Genomic DNA, 20,957 nt, shown 5'->3' with positions numbered 1-20,957 from the left:
CTTCATCTGCTTAGCAATCTGCTGTTTTTCTTCCTGTCTACCTTCTGCTCTACCTTGTTTAATACCTTGTTCTATACCTTGTTCTATAGCAGAGAAAGAGTTGGTTAGGACAAAAGTCGCAAAGCATTATCGATAGCATTCTGTAAACCATCAAATTGATCAAGAGTTTTTCTCAAATGGTGTTTAAGTCTTGCCCAAAATTTCTCAATTTTATTAAGATCAGGTGAATAAGGGGGCAAAAATACCAGTTCACATCCTGCCATTTCAATTAATTGTTTTATCTGAGCCGATTTGTGAAAACTAGCCTGATCCATAATCACTATTTGTCCAGGTAATAACTCGGGTACTAGAAAAAATTCTACCCACATCTTAATCAGTTCAGTGTTGCAGTATCCTGTAAAAGTTATCGGGGCAATAATTTGACGACAACATGAAGCAGCTATCAGGCTTATGCGTTCTGTTTTATGTCCCAATTTTAGATCGTAGTATCGTTGAGATTTATCACACCAACCGTAGGGATAATCTTCTGTATCATCGACTCCTGCTTCATCGACATAAACGAATCTCTGGTAAGCATATTGACTGATATAGTTAAGAAACTCGGCTCGTTGTTCTTCATTTCTTTCTCTGTAACCGTAAGTTTTTTTTTCTGGTAAAACCAATGCGTTTTAAAGCTTTACCTATAGTAATGCGACTAATTTTTTCTTGCCATTTTTCGGCCATCTGTTGTTGAGTTTTGCCACCATTTATGCACGCAAATTGGCGAAATTCCTTAGGTGCGCGCCTCCTAGGCCGGGGAACCCGGCCTTGGGTCGCACCTCTAAGTTTTGAATTTTTGGGGCAGGTCCTCTACTATAGTTTCGCTTTGCTTTAAAGCTTCCCGTTTCAGCTCTGGCTTTTAGCCACAAGTCTAAAGTATTTCGACGCTTTACCCAACATTCGGCAGATATGGCTTTTTTTCTCACCACGATCTACGGCGGCAATCGCCTTTTCTGTGACATACTCCCACACTGAATCAAAGATTACAGTGTGGGCTTCTTACCAACACCAGGTATCCCTTCGGTTACTCGGTAAGCTTTACTTGTGACGGGATGCCCCACCGCCAAATTCAATATATTGATCGCCGCATTTACATCTCTGTCAGCTACATAACCACAATGAGGACAAGAGTGGATGCGGTCTTTTAGTTTCTTCGGTACTCTTTTCCCGCAGTTAGAACAGTTCTGGCTTGTATTTCTGGGATTTACTGCTTTTGTTACCAGTCCAGCATTTTCGGCTTTGACTGACAATATAGACAGAAATTGTCCCCATCCAGCGTCTAACACAGATTTAGCTAGTTTAGTTTTAGCTAGACCTTTAATATTTAGCTTTTCATGGGCAACTAGATCGTGATTGTCTAGTAACTCCTTGGCGGTCTTGAAATGAAAGTCTTTCCTTGTATCCGCTACTTTCTTGTGTGCCTTCCCTAGTCTGTTAACAGCCTTTTTCCTGTTAATACTCCCTTTCTTCGATCTACTGACAGATTGTTGGATTTTCTTTAGACGCTTTTGAGCTTTCCGATAGTACTGAGGGATAGGGACTTCTGAACCATCCGACTTCACCAGGAAAGACTTGAGACCCATGTCTATCCCGACAGGGTTAATTACACCATCTACTGGAATAATGTCGGGTACAGTATCATCTTGGATCGACAGCGTAACATAATACCCATCTGCTTTACGGGTTATAGTAGCTGTCTTGATCTTAAAACCTTCTGGAATGGGTCTGTGATAAATCATTTTGACTTTCCCGAATTTTGGAAGAGTCAAAATATTTCCTTGTATTGGATTTTTGGAAAGCGAAGGGAATGTAAACGATTTATATCTGTTTTTTCCCTTAAATCGAGGTCTCCCACTTTTCTTTCCGTTGCTGTCACCCTTAAGAAATCGTTTAAAGGCAAGATCAACTCTCTTTACGCAATCTTGTAAAACTTGAGATTGAACAACTCCGTACCAAGGTCTATCCTTCTTTAGTTGAGGTAGAGTCTTTTTCTGGGAAAAATAGTCGGGATTATTTCGTAAATCCGGCAAATAACAAACAAGAGGACAAGAGTTAATAGAGCAGCGATTTTGTTCATACCAGTTAAACCTGTCCGCCAGTAAGTAGTTATATTGACATCGGAGCATGTCCAGCCATCTTTCTACTTCCGTTTCTTGCGACTTAGTCAATCTTAGCCGGTATTGATAGGCTGCTCTCATTGTTGCTGTCCTCTGTTTTTCGACCTATCATTAATAGATAACACAACCAGCCAAATGGCAAGTCAAAATGAAAACTATAAAAATGACAATCCGTTTAACCGAATACGAAAAGAAAAAATTAGCACAAGAGGCAGAGAAGAGAGGAATGAACCAATCTGAGGTACTTAGAAGTTTAATAGCTCGCTTTCCCGATCCCAAGGACTCTGTGTAAAATTCATCCCACACCTATGCTACGCATCAGGATGTGGGGCTTCTTTTACCGGCCAGCTAAAATCATCGCGCTTAGGGTGATGGCATTTGTCCTCCTTACTAACGGGAGCAGGTCTTGGGTTGCAGAACAGATGAAGTATGTACCATCAAATCAAGCTTATACCCATGAGGGGACTAGAGATTTAGTACAAATGTTCTGCATAAGTGACATCCTCCCCTTACTAACTTACGCGCCTCCTCTATTATGTCCTAACTATCCCTTTCTTTGCTATATACCTTGTTCCAAGGTTTCATCAATCAAGGTTTGGGTAACATTGTACATATCCCGGTAGACCTTTAGGCTATCCTGGTACAGCGCTTGCTCTGTAGATGAGAAATTGGCAATTTCTGCCACATCAAATAGTTGGGCAAACACATCCTCTTGCAACGGTAATGGGGGTTCATTCAACTGGGCTAGGTGTTTGAATAAAAATAACCACTTGTCAAAATGGGACTCCAGCTGCTCAAGAGACTTGGTAAATTTAGGTAGCTCAACATAAATAAACTTGAGCTTATCGTAGAACACTTCACAGTGCTGATTTTTTAACTCCACCACATGTAGCAGTTCCGAATCGTGCTTGTGGTCATCAAATACAAAATCTAAAATGCCAACCGTATAAACTGCCGTGAGCTCATAGTTCCAAAATCCCTGTTGCGCCTGTTCTTGGATCGGGAAAGTAGAATAATAGACACTTCTATCCTTGAACAAATTTTGCTTAGCCTTCTGCATTTCTACGATGAACCGTTCACCAGTCTCGCTCTGACAATAAATATCAAAAATAGCCCTTCGATCCACTAAAGTATTGCCCAAAAACTCTGGATTCTTAAAGGTGACATCCTTCAGGTGATGATGAGGAGGCAACAGAGTATTTAAGAAGTCGATTAGCAGTGCCTTATTTGGCTCAGTGCCAAAGACACGTTTAAAGCCGAAATCCGTGAGCAGGTCAATGTATTTATCTGGCAACGGGAAAACCATATCAAAATGCTTTTATGGCTGATAGGGAATAGGGAGTCGGGAGTCGGGAGTCGGGAGTCGGGAATCGGGAATCGGGAGTCGGGAGTCGGGAGTCGGGAACTTCTGATTAAAAATTATAACAATTCATTCTCAAAGTCCCCCTTTTTAAGGGGGATTTAGGGGGATCCATTTGTACCTCATGGGAAAGATAATTGCTATATATTTTTTCCCTATTCCCTATTCCCTGCTCCCTGCTCCCTGCTCCCTGCTCCCTACTCCCTAAAACCCAGAAATTTTTACCTCACCCAAATTGCTAGATTCACTCCATAGCACTTCTAAAAAATTCTATTGTTTCTTTCAACGCCACAATAAACTGATCAATCTCTTCAAGAGTATTATAAAAATACAAACTAGCTCGTGCTGTACCAGTGACTCCTAAACGATGGTGCAAAGGTTGAGTACAATGATTTCCAGAACGAATTGCTACACCGTCTTGATCCAAAAGCGTAGACACATCACTAGCATCCAATCCTTTAACATTAAATGTTGCTAAGGCTGCCCTACCTTTACCATCTATTGTTGGTTGGGGACCATACATGATTAGATCGGGAATTTCCTGCAACTGCTTAAACAAATAAGCCGTTAATTCCTCTTCATAGCTATGGATAGTATCCATACCCAAGCCAGTCAGATAGTCTACCGCAGCACCAAGTGCGATCGCTTGAGCAATGGCTGGTGTCCCTGCTTCAAATTTATGGGGTAAATCGCCATAGGTGGAGTGGTCCAGAAATACCTCTGCAATCATTTCACCACCACCTAAAAATGGAGGCATCGCTTCGAGTAAGTCCAGTTTCCCATACAGAAAACCAATCCCTGTGGAAGCACACATTTTATGACCGGATGCCACTAGCCAATCACAATTCATAGCTTGGACATCAATGGGCATATGGGGGACACTTTGGCAAGCATCAATCATTACCCTAGCGCCATAGTCGTGTGCGATCGCAATAATGTCCTCTACCGGATTAATACATCCCAAAGTATTGGAAACATGAACCACACTTACCAGCTTGGTTTTCTCAGAAATCAGCTGTCGGAACTGTTGTAAATCAAACTCCTGAGTCTCCGTCAATCCCACATACTTTAGTACCGCCCCAGTTTTCTGAGCAATAATTTGCCAAGGCACCAGATTGCTGTGGTGTTCCATCACCGAGAGAATAATTTCATCTCCCTGGTGCAGATTTTCCAAACCCCAGCTGTAAGCCACTAAGTTAATCGCTTCCGAAGCATTGCGGGTAAAAACAATCTCTTGTCGTGACTGGGCATTTACAAAACTAGCTACCTTATCCCGTGCCCCCTCATAACCGTCTGTCGCTCTAGTGCTAAGGGTATGGACACCTCGGTGAACATTAGCATTGTCCATTTCGTAGTAGTGGCGCAGTGCATCCAGTACCGCTACCGGTTTCTGGGCAGTAGCCGCATTATCGAAGTAAATCAGCGGTTTACCGTTAACCTCCTGGTGCAAAATAGGGAAGTCAGCCCGGACTTGATCAGCAATGGTTTTTTCTTGAGTTAAGGTCATTTTACTGTTGAACGTTATTCCGTTCCCGTTTTGAACTAATGACTATTTCCGAAAGTCTTTGGCGAAGAGAAGCTAGGGGAATTTGATTGAGTATTTCTGCTACAAACGCATCAATCAACAGGTTACGGGCATCGGTTTCCTTTAGTCCACGACTTTGCAAATAGAAGACTTCATCCGCTTCCAGCTGACTGACTGTAGCACCGTGGGAACATTTGACATTATCAGCTGTAATCTCCAACTGAGGCTTGGTATCAACTCTAGCCTTCGGCGATAGCAACAAATTACGATTCAACTGAGCTGCATTTGTCAACTGGGCTGGTTGAGGAACAGAAACCTTACCATTAAACACCGCATGAGCACTACCATCTATAATGCACTTTTGCAGCTGATCACTGATCCCATTGGGATGATTCAACATCACCGCACTATGAGTATCTGCTAACTGTTGCTCACTAATCGCGGTTAAGCCATTTAGAATCGTTTCGGTTCCTTCACCCATCTGAAACACTTCCAGAGTATGGCGAGATAACTTCCCTCCAAAGGCTACCCCATGGCAACTATAAAAACTATTCCGAGCTTGTGCGATCGCACTCTTGCCCACATGGAAAGCCTGGTTACTTTCCCCATCAACCCGGATATGAGTCACTCTGGCATTCTCCCCAACCCATACCTCGGTCACGGAATTGGTCAAATAAACACCCTGGGCGCTATTTTCCTCTTGACCTTGCCAATACTCTTCAACTAAACTCAGCTGACTACCGGCCTCCGCCACTACCAAACAACGGGGCTGAAACAGCCTAGGCACCCCATCAGCCATAGAAACAAACAGCAGATGAATGGGAACCGTCACCTCAGTATTCCTCGGCAACCAGATCACCGCCACATCAGTTAAACCAGCAGTATTGAGCAGCGTAAACACATCGGTTGCCCCCTGCTGCTTGCCCAAATAATCAGCAATTCGGCTCTGATACTCTGATGGCAACTCGGCCAAATTCCCCACAAACACCCCTTCAGGCAACCCAGCCACAGAGGATAGCTCAGGGGCATAAATCCCATTTACAAATACTAAGCGACTGTTAATCGCCTCTGGCAAAACTACTGGACTAATATCCAAGGTGCTTGTATCAACAGCTACAGCAGCCTCAAAGGTCTCCTGCAACAGTGGCGACAAATCCGTAAACCGCCATTCCTCATCTTTAGTGGTGGGAATCGCCAACTCCTGAGCAATCCCCCTAGCGTGGTTACTTAGCTCTTGTAACCAATCCATCTCAACTGGATTATCCTGGCGACATTGCTCTAGCAGTGCCGACAAATAAGAAACCTCCCGTTTTACAGAAACTTCCATAGTCATCAGACACTCACCTCAGCAGTCTCGTCTTCTAGCACCCAGTCATAGCCACGGGATTCCAACTCTAGAGCCAACTCCTTGCTACCAGTCCTGAGGATACGGCCATCTGCCATCACATGAACAAAATCCGGCTCAATATAATTCAGTAAACGTTGGTAGTGAGTAATCAAAATCATGGCATTCTCAGCACTTGCCAATTGATTCACCCCATTGGCCACAATCTTGAGGGCATCAATATCCAAGCCAGAATCCGTTTCATCCAAAATCCCCAGCTTAGGTTCTAGAAGTGCCATTTGGAGAATCTCATTCCGCTTCTTTTCTCCTCCAGAGAAGCCTTCATTTAGACTACGCTCTAGAAAGCTGGGATTCATTTTAACAATTTCCAGCTTTTCTTCAACTAAATCCTCAAAATCAAATGTATCAATTTCTTCCAATCCCTTGTGCTTGCGACGGGAATTGTAAGCCACCCGCAAGAAATCTAAATTACTGACACCAGGAATTTCCAACGGATACTGAAACGCCAGAAATACCCCAGCCAAAGACCGTTCCTCCGGCTCCATTTCCAACAGATTTTGCCCTAAGAAACTTACCTCGCCTCCCGTTACATCATAGGCTGGATGACCCGCTAATACCTTAGACAAAGTACTCTTACCAGAACCATTCGGTCCCATAATCGCATGGATTTCCCCCGCCTTAACTTCCAGATTCAATCCCTTCAGAATCTGGTTACCATCCACATCTGCCGTCAAATCCCGAACAGACAATATTATTTCACTAGTTTCACTAATCATTTCGACTTGATAATAAATGCTTTATCCCAGAAGTATTTTTATAAGGTTGAATGTTATCAGGTTTAAGGTTGAATGTTATCAGGTTTAAGGTTACCAGGTTGAAGGTTGTTAGCAGGTGTAATAAATATTAGACCAGGTGGTGCGTTACGGGACGGACTTTCCCAACAGTGGCTACCGATAAAATGAGGGCGAGCCCGTCCCTGAAGCACCACTAGCAACTGAAAGCGATCGCGTTCAACCTGCTAACAACCTTCAACCTTCAACCTTCAACCTTCAACCTGCTAACCTTCAACCTAATTACCCTTAGTTATCCGACTGTGCCTTCCAGCTTCAGGCTTAAAAGTTTATCTGCTTCAGCAGCAAATTCCATGGGAAGTTCATTGAATACATCTTTACAGAAGCCACTCACCATCATGGAGATGGCATCTTCTTCTGAAATCCCTCGTTGAGCGAAGAAAAATAGCTGGTCTTCACCGATTTTGGAAGTGGAGGCTTCGTGTTCCACTTTGCCCATGTTGTTCTGGACTTGAATGTAGGGAAACGTATTCGCCTCAGCCGTATCCCCAATCAACATGGAATCACACTGGGAATAGTTCCGCGCCCCCTTGGCCTTCGGACCAATTTTAACTAGACCCCGGTAGCTATTTTTGGACTTACCAGCAGAAATCCCTTTAGAAATGATGGTGCTGCGAGTATTTTTACCGATATGCACCATCTTGGTACCTGTGTCCGCTTGTTGGAGATTGTTGGTTAGAGCAACAGAGTAGAATTCACCAATGGAATTGTCACCGACTAGAACACAACTGGGATACTTCCAAGTAATCGCAGAACCAGTTTCGACCTGAGTCCAGGAAATCTTCGAGTTGACTCCCTTGCACAATCCCCGCTTGGTAACAAAGTTGTAAATCCCACCTTTACCATTTTTATCCCCAGCGAACCAGTTTTGGACGGTGGAGTATTTAATCTCAGCATTGTCCAGGGCAACCAGTTCCACCACCGCTGCGTGCAGCTGGTTGCTATCGTACATCGGCGCAGTGCAGCCTTCTAGGTAACTAACATTGCTCCCTTCTTCCGCCACAATTAGGGTACGCTCGAACTGTCCAGTATCTCCATTATTAATCCGAAAATAGGTGGACAGTTCCATCGGGCATTTGACTCCTTTGGGAATATAGACAAAGGAACCATCACTGAAAACAGCAGAATTGAGAGCAACAAAGTAATTATCTGCCACAGGAACAACACTACCCAGGTATTTCCGCACTAACTCTGGGTGTTCTTGCAAAGCTTCCGAAATCGAGCAGAAAATTACCCCCGACTCAGCCAGCTTGTCTTTGAAGGTAGTGGCGATCGAGACACTATCAAAGATGGCATCCACTGCTACATTAGCCAGCCGCTTTTGCTCAGATAGGGAAATGCCTAATTTATCAAAGGTTTCCAGTAAAGCTGGGTCAACTTCGTCCAGGCTATTGAGTTTTTCCTTCGTCTGTTTGGGTGCTGAGTAGTAGATAATTTTTTGGTAGTCAATGGGAGGATAGGTGACATGGGGCCAGGTTGGCTCGGTCATTTTCTGCCATTGTCGATACGCCTTCAGGCGAAACTCCAGCATGAACTCGGGTTCGTTTTTCTTAGCCGAAATCAGACGGATAATATCCTCATTTAGTCCACGAGGAATGGTATCCGCTTCAATATCTGTGACAAAGCCGTACTTATAGGGCTGGTTGACTAATGTCTTGACAGTGGCAGTCATTGATTTAGTGCTCTCTTATCATTAAGGATCCAACAGAGTTACAAACACAGTGATAGTTTGTTCGCCTTTGACTTTCCCGTAGAATAGGTTGGCAGCTTGGAAGGTTAGAGGTTGTAGACTCCGGCTAGCGACTGCATCAAGACAGCGGCTTGCTTTTTTCTTCGGTTACAACTATAATATGGTGCTTCCTCATGCCCACGGGATGTGATCTGGTTACTGGGTGGATTAAAACAACGTTTTTGTTGTTTAACTCTATTGTAGGTTATATTAACAACAAACATGTTGTTAAAGTCAAGGGAATTTAGATTTAATAGTAATAACGGTCATAACAAGCACCAAAGGCAAGCCTGAGTGCCCTTCCCCTGTTACCCCATTCCCAACTCCGAAGCCCATGATGCCTACTCAGCAAACTTCCACCAAGCGAGACATCCTACAATATCTCCTCAAACAGGATCGAGCAAGAGCCCAGGAGTTAGCCACAGCCATAGGGGTTAGCCCCCAAGCTATTCGACGTCATCTCAAAGAATTGGAGGCAGAAGGGCTAATTGAGTACAAAGCTGTTCAAATTGGTATGGGGCGTCCTCAACATATTTATCACCTGTCTCACAAAGGACGCGATCGCTTTCCCCATCATTACGGAGAGTTTTCCGTTTCCCTGCTCGATACCATGACAGAAACCTTGGGTCGTGAACAGACTAGCACGATTCTACAAAAGCAATGGCAACGTAAAGCTCAAGAATACCGGGAGTGTATCGGGAATGGTACAGTGCGAGAGCGAGTAGCCAAGTTAGTAGAACTGCGTAGACTAGAAGGTTATATGGCAGAGTGGCACACCCCAGAATCAGGTAATTTAAATAATGGCGTTAGGGAGCAGTATATTTTAACTGAATACAATTGTGCTATTTCCAACGTTGCCGAATCTTATCCCAGTGTGTGTGGTCATGAATTGGAAATGTTTGCCGCCGTATTGCCAGATTGTACAGTGGAGCGTACTCACTGGCTAAATAATGGAGAGCATCAGTGCGGCTATTTAATCAAAGGGCCAGCAAATAACTAACATGCCAATAACTAAGGCTGTAAGCTATCAGCTTACAAATTATATATAGCGTTTCTAGGACTCATGAGGTACACATTATTTTTTACCTCTTCCCTCACTTCCCCTCCTGGGAGGGGTTAGGGGTGGGTTCCTCTTCCCTTTTCCCTCTTACCTGCTCCCTGCTCCCTGCTCCGAAGTCCCTAAAAACCAGAAATTTGTACCTCACAAGTCATAGAATTGCTATAGTAATCCTTGAAAACCCTTATGGCTGATTCCCAGCAATCCTCAATCCAATTCTTAACTCCGGAAGAATCCGCTGATGTAGACCAAGCATTGCTCTCTTCCCCAGAGAAATTCTTAACTCGTTTAACGATTTCCTCCCTCAGACTGTTGAAGCATATTTCACAAGATACTGGGGTGCCCATGGAAGAGTTGACCCATCAGCAGATCATCGATTGGTTTGAGAAGGATAGTAAGATTCGGCGAGAACAAGGGGTTGAGGCAGCATTTTTGAAATGGTAAGGCGATCAACAGCGTTGCGTCAGTCTTTCATTCAATAGAAGTAGAGTTGGTTCCTGCCTGCCCCAATAGATCTTGAACAGGCAAGATGCCTATTCTACAGGTGCGACCCAAGGGCGATTTACTCGCCCGCTTAAGGCGCGCACCTACTCTTAAAATCATTGTCTTGATGCAGTCGCTCATGGGGGAAACCCCCAAGACCGCGCTGCATCGCTCCATTATTAAGCAACGCCCTCTGCACCACTAAGGGTCTAGGCTTTGGGTTTTGTTAGAATGGAACAGCCCTGCCCCCAGGATCCACCCTATATAGTGCCCTTGCGTAAGTCCTGATTATTTGCCTTTCACTTGTGCTTGTTCAATGCAGGCCATCAGTTTTTGAGCTAAAACCTGAACATGAGGTTCTGCTATCATCGAGATATGGTCACCTGGAACTTCACAAATCTCCACCGATCCATTAGAAAATTGATTCCAACCCCAGTCTGGAAGACTCATTTTTTGAGGACTAAGATATTCAGTTAGCTCTTTTTTCATAACCTTTTCTGAGTGTGGGTTAATAGCCCGAAATAAAGTAATGGGAGTAGGGTAAACTTCCTCTGGAAAATAAGAAGAGAGGTTATTTGCCTTAAAAACTCGGACGAAACCACGAAGTTGCTTAATCCCTGCCCCGGGTGGGTAAAAATTTATTTGTTGCAACTTTTTGAATAGGTAGTTTAATTGATCGTCTGGAGTTAGTTGTTCAAGTGCTTCGTAGGATAGTTCTAGCTCTTTTCCAAATAGATATCCTAGAAACTTCCCGATATGTAATATCCACATAGCATCATTCCAGCCGAGACTTGTTATCTTATTTCCAGGCTCTGGTGCAGTAGTATCTAGGATTGCGAGTAAAGCAATTTCCTGTCCCTGTTTTTGTAATTGTAGAGCCATTTCAAAAGCGACCTTTCCACCAAAAGAATGACCACCCAGTAGATAGGGTCCCTGAGGCTGAACTGATTGTATTTCTTGGATATTATGAGCAGCTATGTCCTCAACTTGCGTATAAGGCTCTGATTCTCCATCAAGACCAATAGCTTGCAAACCATAGAAGGGCTGGTCTGAACTTAAGTAGCGAGCTAAGTAAGAATAATAAACAACATTGCCCCCACCTCCAGGTACTAAGAAGAAAGGTCGCTTATTACCATTAGGTTGAATGGGAACGAGTGCAGACCAAGAAATAGAATCTGTTGACTCCTGAAGAATACTTGCAAGTTGTTCAATTGTCTGACCTTTGAAGATAGTAGCTAGGGGGAGATTTTTACCAAACTGTTTCTCAATCTGAGACATGAGACGGACAGCGATCAGGGAATGACCGCCCAGGTCAAAGAAGTTGTCTTGAATACTGATGGGATAGACATTCAGAACTTCTGACCATATTTGAGCAAGTTGACGTTCTACAGGATTGCGAGGTAGGAGAAAATTTCTTTCCCACTTTACTTCTGGTGCTGGTAAAGCTTTGCGATCAACCTTGCCATTAGGAGTTAAAGGTAAAGCTTCTAAAATGACAAAGGCCGATGGGACCATGTAGTCTGGCAATTTCTGTTGCAAAAAATGACGTAAATCACTGGTGCTGAGGGAGTTGTCTTCGCTGACTATGTATGCGACTAAACGTTTTTCTCCTGGGTTGTCTTCCCTAGCTACTACTACCGTTTCTTTAACTGTGGGATATGAATTGAGAACTGCTTCTATTTCTCCTGTTTCGATACGATATCCCCTGATTTTTACTTGCTGGTCTATTCTACCCAAGAATTCGATGTTGCCATCCCCTAAGTACCGAGCCAAATCCCCCGTCTTATATAATTTTGACTTTTGACTTCCCTCAAGGAGGGAGGTAAGGGGGGGGTTGACTTTTGACAAGTCAAAAGGGTTGGGAATAAATTTCTCGGATGTCAGTTCGGGGCGGTTGTGATACCCTATTGCTAAACCATCTCCTCCAATATGAAGTTCTCCAGGCACTCCTATGGGGACTGGTTGTAAATTTGAGTCCAGGATGTATACTTGGGTGTTGGATATTGGCTTGCCTATGGGGACTGATTTTTCTAGATTACTATCCGCTTTGACTGGGAAACAGCAGGTGAATGTGGTGTTTTCTGTTGGTCCGTAACCGTTGATTAGTTGACATCCAGGCAGTTTTTCTACTACTTTCTGTACATGGGTGACAGATAATACGTCTCCTCCTGCTAATAGTTGCTTTACTGGTTTTAAGTTTTCTAGTTGCTCTTCTACCATCAATTGGAATAATCCTGCACTCAACCATAGGGTTGTGACTTGGTTTTCCCTGATTGCTGTTCCTATTTCTCCTAGGGAGGGTTTATGGGGTGGCATTACAACTAGAGTTCCTCCATTGAGCAGACTGCCCCAAATTTCAAATGTGGCTGCATCAAAGGATATGGGTGCTAATTGTAGGAATATCTCTTCTTCTGTGAGCTTAATATAGTTGGTATTTTTTACCAGTCGTACTACTCCTTGATGTCTGATGTTCACTCCCTTGGGTAGACCTGTCGAGCCAGAGGTATACATCATGTATGCCTGATGCTCTGATGTTATTGATACTTTGAGGTTTTGTGAAGTTGCTGTCTTTGGTATCTCTGCCTCCAGACATATTACTTGAGCTGTTGTTTGAGGTAAATCATGTTTCCATTTTTCTTGAGTCAAGATGATGGGTAGTCGAGCATCTTCCACCATGTAATTGAGACGGGATGGCGGATAGTTAGGGTCTAATGGCACATAAGCTCCTCCCGCCTTAAGTATCGATAGTAAACTTACCACCATCTCGACTGAACGCTCTACACATATTCCCACTAGGGTTTCTGGTTTGACTCCCAGACTTTGCAAATAATGGGCTAGTTGATTAGCTTTGCTATTTAATTGAGCATAGGTCAGCTTTTCGTCTTCAAATACTACTGCTACTGCATCCGGGGTTTTCTCTACCTGCTCCTCAAATAACTGATGGATACATTTGTCATCTGGGTAATCTGTTTTCGTGTTGTTCCACTCCACCAGTATTTGGTCTAGCTCTGCTTCTTTCATTAATGGTAGTTGCCCTAACTCAATATTTGGGTTTGCCACCATGGCTTCTAGCAAAGTTTGTAGATGTCCCAACATCCTAGTAATAGTATCCGCTTCAAAACGACTGGTATCATAGCTAATCTTGACTCCTAAAGTCTCATTTATTAATGCTGCGGTTACAGTTAGGGGATAGTTAGTTTGACTAAAGCTATCCATGTCTGCGATCTTTAGATTGCTGCTCCACTCCTGCCAAGAGCTATCTATGGGATAGTTCTCAAAGGCTAAAATGCTTTGAAATAAAGCTACTCCTGTTGGTATTTTACTTAGCCGTTGAATCTCAACTAGGGGGCTATAAGAATATCCCTGTAATTGTAACTGTTTTTGGTTTAACTGCTGGAGCCAAGGAATTAACTGGGCTTGTGAGTGAGCTTGTACTCGTAATGGTAAGGTATTAATAAATAGCCCCACCATCTTTTCTACTCCCAACAAATCACCAGGACGACCAGATACCGTCACCCCAAAGAGTACCTCTGATTTGCCACTATAGCGACTTAGTAGCAAAGCCCAAGCTGCTTGCACTAGAGTAGCCATAGTCAGACGGTGATCCATAACTAGGGATCGGAGAGCTTTAGTTGTTGTCTGTCCTAAAGTAATTTGTTGTTCTTGATAAGAAGAGGAATTTTGCACTCCCTTTTGTTGTGTTCTCTCTACTACTAAAGGAGTGGGAGCCGTAAAGCCTTCCAAACTTTGTCGCCAAAATTCTTCTGCCTCTGCTTGATTTTGCTGCTGTAGCCAGAGAATATAATCTTGGTACGGACGTACAGGCGGTAGATTGCCTCTGTTACCTTGATTGCAAAATTCGTAGTAACTCAGAAGTTCTTTAATAATTATAGGCAAGCACCAACCATCCATAAGGATATGGTGGAAACTCCAAATCAATTTATAAGTTTGATTCCCTAGCCTAATCAATGTACATCGCATCAGAGGTGCTTGATTCAGTTGAAAACCTTTCTCCCTGTTTTCCCTCACAAATGCTTCTAGTTTTTGCTGTTGCTCTTTTAAGGACAGCTCTTGCCAATCTAAATAGCTCCAAGGTAAATCTACCTGTTTTCTCACCACTTGTAAAGGTTGTTTACGACCCTCCCAAACAAACATGGTACGTAAAACTCCATGTCGTTGCACCACTTGTTGCCATGACTGTTTTAAACTCTCTTGATTGACTTGACCAGAGAGTGTTAGTAAAATCTGCTCGAAGTAAACACTAGAGTTAGAGTCGTAAAGGGTGTGAAATAAGATCCCTTCTTGCATAGGAGAAAGGGGATAGAGCGACTCAATATTTTTGTTTTTTTGAGATTTTTGTGATACTACCATTGCTAATAAATAATTGTTAGTTAATTTCTGCAATTAGATCATCAAGCTCTTTCTGATTCAAATCAACCGCAGGAAAGTCTGAAGGAGTAAAGCCTTGAGCCTCCGGTAACTGACAGTGAGCAATCAAATTTTGCAAAGCATTTATGTATTTTTCTGCTAGACTTTCAATGGTTAAAGGATCGTGAATACGACTATTGTAAGTCCAGGTAATTTGTAGTTGACTTTCTACAATCAAGGCATTAATATCCAACAGATGGGCACGGTTTATTTGAGGACTTTGATTAGCTCCACCCGACTCCCAGGCTCCTCGCATACTCATTTGTTGAGATTGACTGCTCTTAAACTGACCTAGGTAGTTAAAACTGATTTCTGCCTGTGGCAATGCTGCTAGTTGAGTGCAGATTTGTTCATCCTGATTCAAATAGCGCAGAATACCGTAGCCAATGCCACGTTCGGGAATGTTCCTCAACTGTTCTTTCACAGACTTGAGCGCCTCCCCCATCTCTTCTGATGACAGTTTTAGCTGTACTGGGAACATACTGGTAAACCACCCCACTGTGCGGGATAAATCTACATCTGGAAATAATTCTTCTCGTCCATGCCCCTCTAAGTCTATTAGCACTGTTTCTGTTCCCACCCACTCTGCTAAACTCTGGACTAGGGCTGTGAGTAATACATCATTGATTTGAGTATTGTAAGCAGATGGTACTTCCTTTAGTAAAGCTATTGTCTTCTCTTGACTCAATGTCTGAGTCACATTGACAGCATTGCCCACAGTGTTGTTGCCTTTTCCCTCTAGATAATCTATTGGTAAGGAAACTATCCCTGACCAGGGTTGATTTAACCAATATTCCAGTTCTGACTGCAACTTTTGAGATTGCCCATATTCTACTAAACGAACTGCCCAGTCTTGAAAAGCTGTAGTTTTTTCTGGCAGTTTTATGGTTTCTCCCCTAGATAATTGTTCGTATGCTTCAAATAGGTCTTCTAGCAATATACGCCAGGAAACACCATCGACTGCTAGGTGATGAATGATTATCAGTAAACGTGGCTCAGTTTGGTTGCCAAAGTTAAATAGCACGACTCGCATTATGGGACCATCAGTTAGGTTTAAGCTGGCCTGTTGTGCTGTTGCTGTCTGCTCTAAGAGTGTTAATTGCTCAGTTTCTGAGAATTTTGATAAATCTACCACTTGGAATGGTACACTTTCTGAGAGACCAGAATTTATTTGCTGCCAAGAATTACTTGTTTTCTGATACCGCAAACGTAGGACATCATGATGTTCTAGTATTTTTTCTACTACTTTTGATAGCAAATCTGGTTTGATCTGGGGTGACACTGATAACAGCATAGATTGATTGAAATGGTGCATCTGTTGGAAATTTTGTTCAAAAAACCAATGCTGAATTGGAGTCAACGGTACTTCCCCTGTCACTAAACCTTGTTGATGTTGCACGCTGGCTATTGCTCCTGCCACTCCTGCTTGTTCGGCAATAGTTTGATTTTGGAATAGCTGTTTTGTTGTCAGTTGAATACCTACTTTTTGGGCACGGGCAACTATTTGAATACTAATAATTGAATCTCCTCCTACTTCAAAGAAGTTATCGTGTATACCTATCTGTTCTATGGCCAACAGTTCTTTCCAAATCTCTGCTAATACCTTTTGTGTCTCCGTCTCAGGAGCTACATACTCCGTTGACACACTACTGAAAACATCTGGTACAGGCAATGCTTTACGGTCTACCTTACCATTCGGTGTCAGTGGTAGTTGCGGCAACACCACATATCCCGATGGCACCATATACTCTGGCAACCTGGAATCCATATATTCTCTCAACTGCGGTATCAGTTGCTTGACGAGCTGAGAATTCAAGGGATTATTCCCATAATGATGCCAGTTACCTGCTACCACTGATTTTTGAGTCAGGGGTGTTAACACTATCCCTTCTTTGGCTAACTCACGGAGCACAAATACCCCATCCATCAATTCCGGACTTCCCTGGGCAGACCAACACAACTCTAAGTTATACCCTAAAGATGCACTTAGTTCATATAACCTCTCTGGGTCGATGCTCTTGGTTTCCTTTGACTCTAACTTTTGCCTCAACTGCTGCACATTATGTTTTGACTCTGGCTGTGATAGCAACTCTACCAACTCTACATCATTAGCTACTCTACCATTGACTAAACCACTAAAGCAAACTGATTCTGGCCCAATGTCTCGCAGATAAGTTTCTATCTGTTGAACACTCATACCCGCTCCACTTTCTACAGTCGGTGTTATTACTGTTCCTGGTTGTGCCTCTATATGCAACAGTACGCTATACCTATATTTAGTCAGTTCATTGTGTTCTGTTCCCCTCTGTAAACGGATTTGTACATGAGTTATTTCTGGGTGTTTCTCTTTGAGAGCTACAAACAACTCTGGTGAGACTAAAAACTCGGTTTCCTGCTCCATTTTTCTGTCTATCTTTTCTTTGAGTTGTTGTCGTGACAGTGAGGGAGTTGCTTGATACAGTTGCACTGAACTGTGAAAGGCTTTCATTAATGGCAAACTGCGGATATCCCCTAAGAAAATTATCCCTCCTGGTTTGACTACCCGGATACTGTTTTCTATTACTTGCAACAGATACTCCACACTAGGGAAATACTGCACTATGGAACTCAGCAATACGGCATCGAAACTGTTAGGAGCTACATCAGCCATATCTTCAGCTCGTTTCTGTGCTAAGGATACATGACTATATTTGTCTGGTTGCTGTTCTATTTGTTTTTTGATGTATTCTAATGAGACATTCGATATATCTGTTCCATAATATTTTTGTGTCTGGGGTGCGATTTGAAATAGCAGCATTCCTGTACCACAACCTATTTCCCAGACACTCTTTGGTTTGGCCGCTAATACTTGAGTTACAATATCCCCAGCCCAGATGCGCATTTGCTCTACTGGTATGGGGTGGTTGTCATAGTTGCTTATCCATCCTCTGGTGTTGAATAGGGGGTCAGTTACTTCACTGAGCTGGTCGTAGATTTGTTGGTTGAATATGTCTTGCCAACTATCTACTTGGGTTTCTGATAGTTCGTCGTTGAAGTTAGTAGTAATCTCAGTTTCGGGTACTATGTATGCTACTAAGCGTTTATCTCCTGGGTTGTCTTCTCTCGCTACTACTACTGTTTCCTTGACTTGAGGGGATGAATTCAGGAGTGCTTCTATTTCTCCTGTTTCTATTCGGTATCCTCGCACTTTGACTTGATGGTCTATTCTACCTAGAAATTCTATATTCCCGTCAGCTAAGTAGCGGCCTAAATCCCCCGTTTTATATAACTTTGAATTTTGATTTTTGACTTTTGACAAGTCAAAAGGGTTGGGAATAAATTTCTCGGATGTCAGTTCGGGGCGGTTGTGATACCCTATTGCTAAACCATCTCCTCCAATATGAAGTTCTCCAGGCACTCCTATGGGGACTGGTTGTAAATTTGAGTCCAGGATGTATACTTGGGTGTTGGATATTGGCTTGCCTATGGGGACTGATTTTTCTAGATTACTATCCGCTTTGACTGGGAAACAGCAGGTGAATGTGGTGTTTTCTGTTGGTCCGTAACCGTTGATTAGTTGACATCCAGGCAGTTTTTCTACTACTTTCTGTACATGGGTGACAGATAATACGTCTCCTCCTGCTAATAGTTGCTTTACTGGTTTTAAGTTTTCTAGTTGCTCTTCTACCATCAATTGGAATAATCCTGCACTCAACCATAGGGTTGTGACTTGGTTTTCCCTGATTGCTGTTCCTATTTCTCCTAGGGAGGGTTTATGGGGTGGCATTACAACTAGAGTTCCTCCATTGAGCAGACTGCCCCAAATTTCAAATGTGGCTGCATCAAAGGATATGGGTGCTAATTGTAGGAATATCTCTTCTTCTGTGAGCTTAATATAGTTGGTATTTTTTACCAGTCGTACTACTCCTTGATGTCTGATGTTCACTCCCTTGGGTAGACCTGTCGAGCCAGAGGTATACATCATGTATGCCTGATGCTCTGATGTTATTGATACTTTGAGGTTTTGTGAAGTTGCTGTCTTTGGTATCTCTGCCTCCAGACATATTACTTGAGCTGTTGTTTGAGGTAAATCATGTTTCCATTTTTCTTGAGTCAAGATGATGGGTAGTCGAGCATCTTCCACCATGTAATTGAGACGGGATGGCGGATAGTTAGGGTCTAATGGCACATAAGCTCCTCCCGCCTTAAGTATCGATAGTAAACTTACCACCATCTCGACTGAACGCTCTACACATATTCCCACTAGGGTTTCTGGTTTGACTCCCAGACTTTGCAAATAATGGGCTAGTTGATTAGCTTTGCTATTTAATTGAGCATAGGTCAGCTTTTCGTCTTCAAATACTACTGCTACTGCATCCGGGGTTTTCTCTACCTGCTCCTCAAATAACTGATGGATACATTTATCATTTGGATAATCTGTTTTGGTATTGTTCCACTCCACCAGTATTTGGTCTAGCTCTGGCTCTGTCATTAATGGCAACTGGCTAATAGGTAGCTCTGGAGTCTCTACTGCTACTGATAGTAAGTTTTCATAATGTGACAGCATACGAGTAATGGTTTCGGCTTCAAACAAGTCTTGGTTATAGGCACAGAATCCTTTGATTTCTTCTCCTACTGGCCACAGATGTAACTCTAAATCCATCCGCACTGTCATCTCAACTCCATCTCCTTCGTACCAACCCACTTCTAAGTTAGGCAAGCTAAAGGATGGTTTTAAGATTTCCTCCTGCTGAACGGCAAACACTACCTGAAAGAAAGGATTTTGCGATAGAGTCCGTTCTGGTTGCAACTCTTCTACCAACTTCTCAAAGGGTATGTCTTGGTGACCATAAGCTTCTAGGGCTGTTTGTTTAACTCTGTTTAATACTTCTGTAAAACTAGGGTCTCCTCCCAGGTCTGTATACATGACTAGGGAGTTGACAAAGAAACCGATTAACCCTTCTATTTCAGTGCGGTTGCGGTTGGCTATGGGTGAACCTACTGCTACACTTTCTTGACCACTGTAACGAGACAGTAATACTTTGAAGGCTGCTAACAGAGTCATAAATAGGGTGGTTCCCTGCTTTTGGGTTAGTTGTTTCACTTTTGATGTTAGTGCTGCTGGTATGTTTATGGGTATACCTGCTCCATTAAAAGTTTCAACTGCGGGTCGGGGATGGTCTGTGGGTAGTTGTAGTTGAGGTAAGTCAAGCAGCTTTTGCTTCCAATAGTTGAGTTGGGTCTCTAAGGTTTCACCTTGTAAGTAGTTCTTTTGCCAAACTGCAAAGTCGGCATATTGTATGGGTAGTGAGGGTAATGGGGATGGTTTTTCTTCCAGTGTAGCAGTGTAAATGGCTGAGAGTTCTTTGGGTAATACTGTGAGTGACCAGCCATCGCTTGCTATGTGATGTAATGTGATTTGCAGTATGTGTTCTGTTGTTCCTAGTTGAAACAATTGAGCCCGTATGGGGGGGTCTACTTCCAGATTGAATATTTGTTCGTTTTCTTGTTGGAGTAGTTGTTGGAGTTTAGTGGTTTGCTGAGATGGTGTTAACCCACTTAGGTCTTTTTTGGATAATTCTAATTCAAAGGAGGGTTGAATTATTTGTACTGGTGTACCGTTGATTTCACTGAAGGTGGTTCTCAGGGTTTCATGGCGAGCAATGATTTGGTTGATACTTTTTTGTAGGCCTATATAATCTAATTGCCCTACTAGATGTAAGGTTAATGGCATATTGTAGGCGTTGCTACTTAAGGCCATTTTTTCTATAAACCATAGCCTTTGTTGAGCGAAAGATAATGGTGGGGGGTTGCCATTTCGCTCTATAGGTTTTATTTGAGACTGCTGTGAGTATACAGATTGTTTGGCACTGTACAAAAAGCTGAGGACTTCTTCTTTACGTTCCCGCAGTTGAGCTAGCAATGTAGGTGTAAGTTTTCCTTCAGGAGCACTATAGTGTAGTTGATCTCCTTCAAGCCAAAGTTGGATATCTTGGTTGCGAAGCTCAAATAAAAACTCTTCTATCATTTGCATTTGTTTCATA

General features: G+C 42.9%; 15 protein-coding genes. 6 read left to right on the top strand and 9 right to left on the bottom strand.

Going from position 1 to position 20,957, the window contains the following annotated elements:
- Window positions 1-104: 104 nt before the first annotated feature.
- Both BJP34_RS46425 and BJP34_RS14405 read right to left on the bottom strand, forming a co-directional pair.
- A complete protein-coding gene (locus BJP34_RS46425) occupies window positions 105-662 on the bottom strand; it encodes an IS630 family transposase (RefSeq protein ID WP_070392946.1) in 558 nt (185 codons plus the stop codon).
- Window positions 663-1,022: 360 nt separating this feature from the next.
- Entirely contained in the window at window positions 1,023-2,237 is a 1,215-nt protein-coding gene (locus BJP34_RS14405) for an RNA-guided endonuclease InsQ/TnpB family protein (RefSeq protein WP_070392621.1), read from the bottom strand.
- Between the two features lie 67 nt (window positions 2,238-2,304).
- On the opposite strand from BJP34_RS14405, the gene BJP34_RS14400 reads away from it, so the two are divergent.
- On the top strand, window positions 2,305-2,448 hold the full coding sequence (locus BJP34_RS14400) for a plasmid mobilization protein (protein WP_070392622.1): 144 nt from the start codon (window positions 2,305-2,307) through the stop codon (window positions 2,446-2,448).
- A gap of 267 nt (window positions 2,449-2,715) precedes the next feature.
- Here BJP34_RS14400 and BJP34_RS14395 read toward each other — a convergent pair whose 3' ends face one another.
- A complete protein-coding gene (locus tag BJP34_RS14395) occupies window positions 2,716-3,462 on the bottom strand; it encodes an Rpn family recombination-promoting nuclease/putative transposase (protein WP_229424362.1) in 747 nt (248 codons plus the stop codon).
- Window positions 3,463-3,468: 6 nt separating this feature from the next.
- On the opposite strand from BJP34_RS14395, the gene BJP34_RS45590 reads away from it, so the two are divergent.
- Entirely contained in the window at window positions 3,469-3,621 is a 153-nt protein-coding gene (locus BJP34_RS45590) for a hypothetical protein (protein ID WP_168166509.1), read from the top strand.
- 139 nt (window positions 3,622-3,760) lie between these two features.
- On the opposite strand, the gene BJP34_RS14390 is transcribed toward BJP34_RS45590, so the two are convergent.
- The 4 genes from BJP34_RS14390 to sufB form a co-directional block, all read right to left on the bottom strand.
- Window positions 3,761-5,023: a SufS family cysteine desulfurase gene (locus BJP34_RS14390; protein WP_070392945.1), complete on the bottom strand. Its 1,263-nt coding sequence runs from the start codon at window positions 5,021-5,023 to the stop codon at window positions 3,761-3,763.
- A gap of 1 nt (window position 5,024) precedes the next feature.
- Entirely contained in the window at window positions 5,025-6,374 is a 1,350-nt protein-coding gene (gene sufD, locus BJP34_RS14385) for a Fe-S cluster assembly protein SufD (protein WP_070392944.1), read from the bottom strand.
- Window positions 6,374-7,162, bottom strand: coding sequence for a Fe-S cluster assembly ATPase SufC (gene sufC, locus BJP34_RS14380; protein WP_070392943.1), 789 nt, complete (start codon window positions 7,160-7,162; stop codon window positions 6,374-6,376). The genes sufD and sufC overlap by 1 nt, the downstream gene beginning before the upstream one ends.
- Before the next feature lie 307 nt (window positions 7,163-7,469).
- Complete coding sequence (gene sufB / locus BJP34_RS14375) at window positions 7,470-8,909, bottom strand: Fe-S cluster assembly protein SufB (RefSeq protein WP_070392942.1); 1,440 nt, start codon at window positions 8,907-8,909, stop codon at window positions 7,470-7,472.
- 391 nt (window positions 8,910-9,300) lie between these two features.
- Between sufB and sufR the strand changes: the two genes are divergently transcribed.
- The 4 genes from sufR to BJP34_RS43285 all read left to right on the top strand — a co-directional run bounded on the left by sufR (window position 9,301) and on the right by BJP34_RS43285 (window position 10,711).
- Window positions 9,301-9,966, top strand: a complete 666-nt coding sequence (gene sufR, locus BJP34_RS14370) for an iron-sulfur cluster biosynthesis transcriptional regulator SufR (RefSeq protein WP_070392941.1) — start codon at window positions 9,301-9,303, stop codon at window positions 9,964-9,966.
- 122 nt (window positions 9,967-10,088) lie between these two features.
- The gene (locus BJP34_RS48875; protein ID WP_267876569.1) at window positions 10,089-10,217 is read left to right on the top strand and encodes a hypothetical protein; all 129 of its coding nucleotides are present in this window, start codon (window positions 10,089-10,091) and stop codon (window positions 10,215-10,217) included.
- The gene (locus BJP34_RS14365) at window positions 10,210-10,467 is read left to right on the top strand and encodes a hypothetical protein (RefSeq protein ID WP_044494119.1); all 258 of its coding nucleotides are present in this window, start codon (window positions 10,210-10,212) and stop codon (window positions 10,465-10,467) included. Before BJP34_RS48875 ends, BJP34_RS14365 begins: the two co-directional genes overlap by 8 nt.
- Before the next feature lie 85 nt (window positions 10,468-10,552).
- Complete coding sequence (locus tag BJP34_RS43285; protein ID WP_158517210.1) at window positions 10,553-10,711, top strand: hypothetical protein; 159 nt, start codon at window positions 10,553-10,555, stop codon at window positions 10,709-10,711.
- A gap of 83 nt (window positions 10,712-10,794) precedes the next feature.
- Here BJP34_RS43285 and BJP34_RS14360 read toward each other — a convergent pair whose 3' ends face one another.
- A complete protein-coding gene (locus BJP34_RS14360; RefSeq protein WP_070396668.1) occupies window positions 10,795-14,877 on the bottom strand; it encodes a non-ribosomal peptide synthetase in 4,083 nt (1,360 codons plus the stop codon).
- Between the two features lie 16 nt (window positions 14,878-14,893).
- On the bottom strand, window positions 14,894-20,956 hold the full coding sequence (locus tag BJP34_RS14355; RefSeq protein WP_070392940.1) for a non-ribosomal peptide synthetase: 6,063 nt from the start codon (window positions 20,954-20,956) through the stop codon (window positions 14,894-14,896).
- Between the last annotated feature and the right edge of the window lies 1 nt (window position 20,957).

It is taken from the genome of Moorena producens PAL-8-15-08-1 (assembly GCF_001767235.1).
Lineage (GTDB): Bacteria > Cyanobacteriota > Cyanobacteriia > Cyanobacteriales > Coleofasciculaceae > Moorena > Moorena producens_A.
Note: the sequence above shows the minus strand (reverse complement) of the source record. Positions and strands in the feature narration are given on the sequence as shown.